Genomic DNA, 6,805 nt, shown 5'->3' with positions numbered 1-6,805 from the left:
AGCCTGCACGAAATTTTAAAATTTCAAACCCATGGAAGCTAGATAAAATTCCAAGCCCGCGAAGGACAGGCGGAATTCTAAAATTTTATAATTTTAAAATTCCATCTTACTTCGTCTTCTTTGCGCTGTCTTTGCTAGTCGTTGCATTAGCATCGATGTAGCCCATCTGGACGAGCTTTTCGTAGATTTGCATTATCACTGGACCTGCTGCGCTTCCGCCTCCGCCGCCGTGTTCTACGAGCACGGTTACGGCGTATTGCGGCTTATCGTACGGCCCAAAGCTCGTCATCCATGCATGCGAGCGGTGGAAGTAGTCCATATCGGCCTCTTTCATTCGCTTTTTGGTAGTCTGCGAGATTCCTACGACCTGCGCGGTGCCCGTCTTGACCGCTAGAGGCACTACTGCGGTATGGATGAGCTTGTAGGCGGTGCCTCCGTCCGGGTTGTTGCCGACCTCATACATGCCGCGCCTCACGAGGGGCAGCTGCGCCTTTTCTTTCGGCGTGAAAAGCTCGGTAGGGGTAAATTCCACCGGCTTGCCGTCGATGCTTTTTAAAAAATGCGGCGTGATAGCCTTGCCCGAGGCGATCTGTGCGGTGTTTTTAGCTACCTGCATAGGGGTGACGAGCACGTCGCCCTGGCCGATCGAGGCATTGACCGTCTCACCCTGATACCACGCGCGCTTAAATTTCTGCATTTTCCAGGCCTTATTAGGCATCGTGCCTACAAACTCATTGGGCAGATCGACGCCCGTTTTGCTACCGAAACCCAGACGCTGCAGATACGCGGACATATAGTCGATCCCCACCAGTAGTGAGCCTTCGTAAAAATACACGTCGCAGCTGCCTTTAATCGCTTCTACTAGGCTCACACGCCCGTGACCCCAGCTCTTCCAGCAGCGAAATTTACGCCCTCCAAGCTCTATCGCGCCGCTGCAAAACACGCTCCAGTTTTCGTTGATCTTGCCGCTGTTTAAAAAACTCATCCCCACTGCCATTTTAATTACGGAGCCCGGCGGATAGAGGCCATTTACGAGCTTATTCGTAAAAGGATGGCGCGGGTCTTTTATCAGCTCATCCCACTGCGTCTGCGAAATTCCGCCCACGAAGGTGTTTAGATCGTACTCGGGGAAGCTGCCCGCCGCGATGATAGCACCGTCGCGCAGATCCATCACTATCGCTACGCCGTCCTTGTCTTTAAAAATTTCCTCGAGGTATTTTTGCAGCTCAAGATCGATGGTAAGCGAAATTTCACTGCTGCTGGGCTCCTGCATCGAGATCTCCTCCACGACCTGATTTAGCGCCGTAACCTTCGTCTTGCGCTCGCCTTTGCTACCCTGCAAAAGCTCGTTATAATACCCCTCGACGCCGCTTCTGCCGTTGTATCCGGTAAGCGCGCTTAGAGGGTTGTTTTGAATATCTTTTTTATTGGCGCGGCCGACGTAGCCGATGATGTGCGAAGCAAGCGCGCCGTAAGGATAGAAGCGCTGCGAAGCGGGCGAAATTTTAATATTTTCGTGCAGGCTTAGGCTTGCAAAATGCTCTATCGTGGCGTTGTAGTCCAAAAACGGCACGACTTCGATAAAGTCTTGATTGTAAGCGGAATTCGCGTCCTTGTAGCTCTTGCTCATCGCGGTGACGTTGAGATCTTTGAAGTAGCGCGAGATGTTGTTTAGCTCGCTTTGTAGCGCGGCGTCTTTTAGATGCGGCGCGATGGATAGCGAAAAGCCGAGATTGTTTATCGCGAGCGGGCGGCCTTTGGCGTCTAAAATTTGACCGCGCACCGGCGGGATGTATTCGGTGGAGATGACGTTGTTTTTAGCGACCTGCTCGTAGAATTCGTTCGATTTGATCGAAAGATAATAAATTCTAACCAAAAGCATACTAAAAAATAGTATCACGAATACGAATACGAACTTTAGCCTCATACCAGCCGCCCCTTAAAAAAGAGCAGAGCAAGCAAAATTTCAATCACGATGTAATTTAAATACTCGCCGCTTAGTGGCAGATACTCGCTCTTTTTGATCGCCGAGATCGCGTTGCTCACCACAAAGATCAAAACATAGCTAATCATCACGTAAAAGCAGATCAAAAAATTCCTAAATTTAATATACTTAAATGAGTTTTCATAGACCACGAAATAAAATATACAATACGCGATAGCCACGCTAAATAGGTTAAATCCGTGGATCTGCTCGGCGCAAAATAGATAAAAAATAGAGAAAAACCAGGTAAAGCCGAACTTTTTAAATTTCACGTCGTTTTCGTATTTTTGCACCACCATCGCCGTGAAAAAAAACCCGATCAGCGGCGGCAAGCCTCTATACACCGCACTTAGAAGCAGGTAGAAAAGAACTCCCGCGCTAAAAAGCGTGTCCGCTATAAGGTATAGATAAGTGCGATTTCGTTGCATACCGGAAACTTTTTACATTTAATACAATCGGCCCAAATTTTTTGCGCGGGCAGCTCATCCTTTGGGATTTCGGTAAAACCGAGGCGCCCAAAAAATTCCTTTTGATAGGTGAGCGTAAATACGCTTTTTAGCCCGTAAAATTTCGCCTCGTCTAGCAGCTCATTTACGATCGCCCTAGCAATGCCCCGCCTGCGAAACTGCGGAGCGACGATGAGCGAGCGCACCTCGGCAAGATCGGCGTTAAAAATTTTAAGCGAAGCAAAGCCCGCTAAAATTTCGGCTTCTTTTAAGCACTGCGATTCGCAGGGCTGCGAACGTTCGGTTTGAAAAACGCTTGCTTCTTGCGAATACTCGCTCCGTAAAATTTGCTCTTTGTCTGCTTGCGCACTTCCCGCCCCGGATACGGCTTGCGCTGCGCTATTTCGTGGCGCGCTATTTTGAGACATATCTCGTTGCGATGCGAAATTGCCCGCGGCATTTTCGGCGGAATTTTCAGAAGTAATTTCGGCAAAATTTGCGGCGGAGCTTTGGATTAAATTTAAATCCGAGCCGTGCGCTAAATTTAAATCAGAATTCTCGGCTAAATTTAAATCGGAATTCTCTTTAGAATAAAAGCTCGTATCCGCCTTAGAATCGCAGCTAAACGCCAGCACGTATGAGCGGATATTAGCAGCGATCTCATCGCTTTCAAGCGGCAAGATCACGCCGTTTTGAACCTCCTCTTTTACGAGCTCCTGCATACGCGAAATGTCGCAAAGGCGCGCCTTTTTTAGCCGTATCATCTAAAATTTTCCCTAATCTTTGCGCGATCTTCGCGGCGCATTTTATATCCTCTAAATTTAATTATTTTGAAATTCTGCGCCGCAAAATTTAACGTATTTAAATTTAGAAATTTCATAATCCAAACGCCCCGTGCACGATGATCTCGCGCGCTTTTTGCAGCCCGCCGCCCTTCAGCGTAGAGACCAAAACCGCCTGCGGATCGTGCCTCAAAAGCTTTGCGCGCTCGCTTTGGTTGAGCTTGTCGGCTTTGGTGTAGAGCCTCACGACCTTTTGATCGCCGCGCAGAAAACTAGCGAGATAGTTTTGCAAATTTTTATCTATCGTAAGATCAAACTGCCTCGCGTCGATGAGATGGACGAAAAGCTTGATATTTAGGCGCTCTTTGATGAACTCGTCGAGATTTTTTTGCCAGATATAATGCAGTTTTTTAGAAACCTTAGCGTATCCGAACCCAGGCAGATCCACGAAGATCAAAGAGATATTTTCACCCAAGCTTGCAAGATCCGAAAAGGCGGGGTTGCCCGCTAAGCTTAGCGCGGATCTGTCGCTCAAATTTAATTCGGAGCTTTGCGCGGAATTCGGCGCGGAACCCGCCGCAAGATCTGCGTCGCGATCCGATCTAAAATCCGCCGAAGCGCTTTTTAAATTTAAAACGAAATCCTGCTTGGAATTTTGCGCAGACGCCGCAGCCTCCGCGTGATCTTGCGCGCAATTCGCAGCCGAGCTTAAAGCCTCTTTGCTTGCTAAATCTAGCGATGTTTCATTTTGCGAGCCGTCCGAGTCTGCGGCAAGCTTTTGTTTAAATTTAACTTCGAAAAAATTTATCAGCTGCGTTTTGCCCGGCGTCGAGCTTGATTTGGCTAGATTTTTGCGCCCGGTAAGCGCGTTTATCAGGCTGCTTTTGCCGACGTTGGAACGCCCCAAAAACGCCACTTCGCTCATCGCAAACTCGGGCGCACCCGCGATATTTGCGGCGGAGGTGATAAACTGCGCGCTGCTAGGATAGATCATTTGTTTTGATCTTCGACCTGAAAGATCAGACGCACGGGCTTTTTCTCGCCGCCGCCGCTCTTTACTTCGTAGGTGCCCTTTTGGCGATTTACGATGATCTTATCGCCGTAAACCTCCTTTTTGGTCTCGGCCTCATGCAGATAGGCGTTGTTTTCGAGCGTGTAGGCCTCGATAGTCGGATCGTAGGTCAGTACGCCGCCCTTGCCGTCGTAATGCTTTTGATTGAGTAAAATTTTAAAATTTGCGTTTCCCGTCGCGACATATTTGGTAGGCTGGCGCTTGGCGTCGAAGTAGATCGTCACTTTATCGGAATTTAGCGTATCGTAAGCGCCCTTTTTGATGCGAACGTTGCCCGTCAGCACGCTGATCTGCTTGATCTCGTCGGCGAAAAAATTATCCGCCGTGACCTCGACCTGCTCCTGCGCGGCGCTAAGAGTAGTCGCGCAGGAGCCCGCAATTAGCGCGGCTGAAAGTATTAGTTTGTAGAGTTTTGATCTTTTATTAAATACCATGCGTGGATTCCTTTTGAGTTTGTTTGTTTGGTTTTAGTATCGTAGCTGATGCTTGCGCCCGTGATGCGGTCGCCGCCTTGGCGCAGCACGTACGGCACGTCAGAGCGGACGATCTTGCTGCTCGTATCGTAGATGATCTCTTGCGCAGTGTAATCAAAGCCTCTGCTATTTACATAGTGCGCGTCGCCGTTAAATTTTATCAGCTCGCCTGCGCACGTCGCGGTTTTTGAAACCAAAGTGTGATTTAGATCCGCGCTAATCTCCTCGGCTTTAAAATTTACAAACTCGTCGCGATCCTTGTAGCGAGTGCCGCCGTCCGCGGTAAATTTAGCATCCACGCGCTCGCCAATCTGATAATCGACGATCTTTTTCATCTCCATATTCGCAATACTTAGATCCTGCCTAAACATATCGCTAAAATATGGCGTCTGCACGCTTAAAAACACCATCGCGACGCAAAAGATCGCAATCGCGACGTAGAAAATCTTTATCACCATCGCTCGGCTCCTTTTGATCTACGCAGAATTTTGCCCCTCGCAGGCATTCTCACGCGCGCTTGCGAAACTACAGCCATTTGCTATTCCACTCTTCGCGCATGCCGTTTTTATCGACGAGCATTTCGATCATCTCGCGCACCGCGCCGCAGCCGCCGTTTTTGCTTAGCGTGACGTCCGCTTTTAGCGAGCTTAGCGCATCGGCGGGCTTGAAGCTGATCGCGACTGCGTTTAAAAGCTTCGCGTCGTTTATATCATCGCCGATCGCGGCGGCCTCATCGAAGCTTAGGTTAAAATTTTTTAAAATTTGCTCCGCCCTTGAGAGCTTGTCTTTTTCGCCTTGAAAGAGCGTATCGATCTTCAGCTCGCGCGCGCGGTTTGCGACGATTTGCGAGCTTTTGCCGGTGATGATCGCGACCTTTAGCCCCAGTCGCTGCCATTCCTGGATGCCAAACCCGTCTTTTACGTTAAATTTCTTCATCTCTTCGCCGCCGTTTGAATGGTACAGCCCGCCGTCGCTAAGACAGCCGTCTACGTCTAAAAATATGATCTTTATCACTTCGTTTTCCATTTTTTGAAATTTTGCGATTTTAACGAAATTTGGCTGAATTTTTGGCAAACGCCGTATAAATTTAAGCTGCGATCTTAGCCCCTAATCGGCACGTAGCCGCTATTTTCGATGATACTTTGCCCCTGCGGCGAAAGGATCCAATCTATCAAGATGCGGATATTTTCGTTTTTTTTATTTTCGTCGTAAACCGCGTAAATTTCGGCTACGAGCGGGTATTTGCGGCTAGCGATATTTTCTTTATTCGGATACGCGCCGTTTAGGCTAAGCATCTTCACGCCGCCGTTTTGCACGATCCCCTCGACGTAATAGCGAAACGAAAAGCCGATCGCACTGCCGAAAAAGCCCGTGATCTTGCGCTTAGGCTGCGTCTTACTCATAAATTTCAAAAACGCGCTCTGGCTGCCGCTACCCGCGTTTCGCTGCACGGCATCTATTCGCATGCGCTCGCCGCCGAGCTGCGACCAATCACTATATTGCCCCGAATAAATTCCTCGCACCTGATCCAAGCTTAAGCTTGAAACTTTGTTATTTGCATTTACGATAAAGACGAACGCCTCCAGCCCGATCGGCACAAAGCGCAAGCGCACGCCCTTTTCCTGCGCATAATCAAGCTGCTGCTTCGAAGGAGCGGCGACGAAAATGATATCCGCCTCGCCGTCGCTTATTGCCTTGTAGGCGCCGCGGGTATTGCTAAATTTAAGCCTGCTAGCACTCGTGAAATTTTGCCCGTCAAATTCCACGCTTTCCTTCGGATAGCTCGCCGCAACGAATGCCGAAAATACGGGATACAAAGCCGCTGCGCCGTCGATTATCGGCAGATCGCCGCTAAGTTTTAAGCCGGAGCTGGCGCGCACGATCTGCGAGCCCTGCTCAAACGGCAGGAATTTGTGCAGCTCGATCGATTTAGCCTGCATCTCGGCGCTGCTTTGATTTACGTATCGCTTCACGACGAGGCGGTAAAATGCAAAATCGAAAGCCGCCAAGCTAAGCAGCAGCAAAATGGCGATAATTGCACGCTTCAT

At 49.1% G+C, this 6,805-nt stretch carries 8 protein-coding genes; all 8 read right to left on the bottom strand.

The genetic code is table 11. The annotated features are described in order from the left end of the window. Positions 1-106: 106 nt before the first annotated feature. On the bottom strand, positions 107-1,927 hold the full coding sequence (gene mrdA, locus Q0198_RS06120; RefSeq protein ID WP_297896130.1) for a penicillin-binding protein 2: 1,821 nt from the start codon (positions 1,925-1,927) through the stop codon (positions 107-109). Further along, a complete protein-coding gene (locus Q0198_RS06115) occupies positions 1,924-2,412 on the bottom strand; it encodes a hypothetical protein (protein ID WP_297896126.1) in 489 nt (162 codons plus the stop codon). The genes mrdA and Q0198_RS06115 overlap by 4 nt, the downstream gene beginning before the upstream one ends. Next, positions 2,379-3,194, bottom strand: a complete 816-nt coding sequence (locus tag Q0198_RS10960) for a GNAT family N-acetyltransferase (protein ID WP_366111934.1) — start codon at positions 3,192-3,194, stop codon at positions 2,379-2,381. Before Q0198_RS10960 ends, Q0198_RS06115 begins: the two co-directional genes overlap by 34 nt. A 112-nt stretch (positions 3,195-3,306) precedes the next feature. After that, positions 3,307-4,206, bottom strand: a complete 900-nt coding sequence (locus Q0198_RS06100; protein WP_297896125.1) for a GTP-binding protein — start codon at positions 4,204-4,206, stop codon at positions 3,307-3,309. Beyond that, positions 4,203-4,718, bottom strand: coding sequence for a lipopolysaccharide transport periplasmic protein LptA (gene lptA / locus Q0198_RS06095; protein WP_297896123.1), 516 nt, complete (start codon positions 4,716-4,718; stop codon positions 4,203-4,205). Before lptA ends, Q0198_RS06100 begins: the two co-directional genes overlap by 4 nt. After that, positions 4,682-5,215, bottom strand: a complete 534-nt coding sequence (lptC, locus tag Q0198_RS06090; protein ID WP_297896121.1) for an LPS export ABC transporter periplasmic protein LptC — start codon at positions 5,213-5,215, stop codon at positions 4,682-4,684. The genes lptA and lptC overlap by 37 nt, the downstream gene beginning before the upstream one ends. Positions 5,216-5,282: 67 nt before the next feature. Further along, entirely contained in the window at positions 5,283-5,771 is a 489-nt protein-coding gene (locus tag Q0198_RS06085) for an HAD-IIIA family hydrolase (RefSeq protein WP_297896136.1), read from the bottom strand. 86 nt (positions 5,772-5,857) lie between these two features. Next, entirely contained in the window at positions 5,858-6,805 is a 948-nt protein-coding gene (locus Q0198_RS06080; protein ID WP_297896119.1) for a substrate-binding domain-containing protein, read from the bottom strand.

The sequence above is a fragment of the uncultured Campylobacter sp. genome, from assembly GCF_938045205.1.
In the GTDB taxonomy this organism is placed as follows: Bacteria; Campylobacterota; Campylobacteria; order Campylobacterales; family Campylobacteraceae; genus Campylobacter_B.
Note: the sequence above shows the minus strand (reverse complement) of the source record. Positions and strands in the feature narration are given on the sequence as shown.

What these genes read in the sequence shown, in the direction of transcription:
- mrdA (WP_297896130.1), bottom strand. Translation starts at nt 1,927, where the DNA reads ATGAGGCTAAAGTTCGTATTCGTATTCGTGATACTATTTTTTAGTATG.
- Q0198_RS06115 (WP_297896126.1), bottom strand. Translation starts at nt 2,412, where the DNA reads ATGCAACGAAATCGCACTTATCTATACCTTATAGCGGACACGCTTTTT.
- Q0198_RS06100 (WP_297896125.1), bottom strand. Translation starts at nt 4,206, where the DNA reads ATGATCTATCCTAGCAGCGCGCAGTTTATCACCTCCGCCGCAAATATC.
- Q0198_RS06080 (WP_297896119.1), bottom strand. Translation starts at nt 6,805, where the DNA reads ATGAAGCGTGCAATTATCGCCATTTTGCTGCTGCTTAGCTTGGCGGCT.
- lptC (WP_297896121.1), bottom strand. Translation starts at nt 5,215, where the DNA reads ATGGTGATAAAGATTTTCTACGTCGCGATTGCGATCTTTTGCGTCGCG.
- lptA (WP_297896123.1), bottom strand. Translation starts at nt 4,718, where the DNA reads ATGGTATTTAATAAAAGATCAAAACTCTACAAACTAATACTTTCAGCC.
- Q0198_RS10960 (WP_366111934.1), bottom strand. Translation starts at nt 3,194, where the DNA reads ATGATACGGCTAAAAAAGGCGCGCCTTTGCGACATTTCGCGTATGCAG.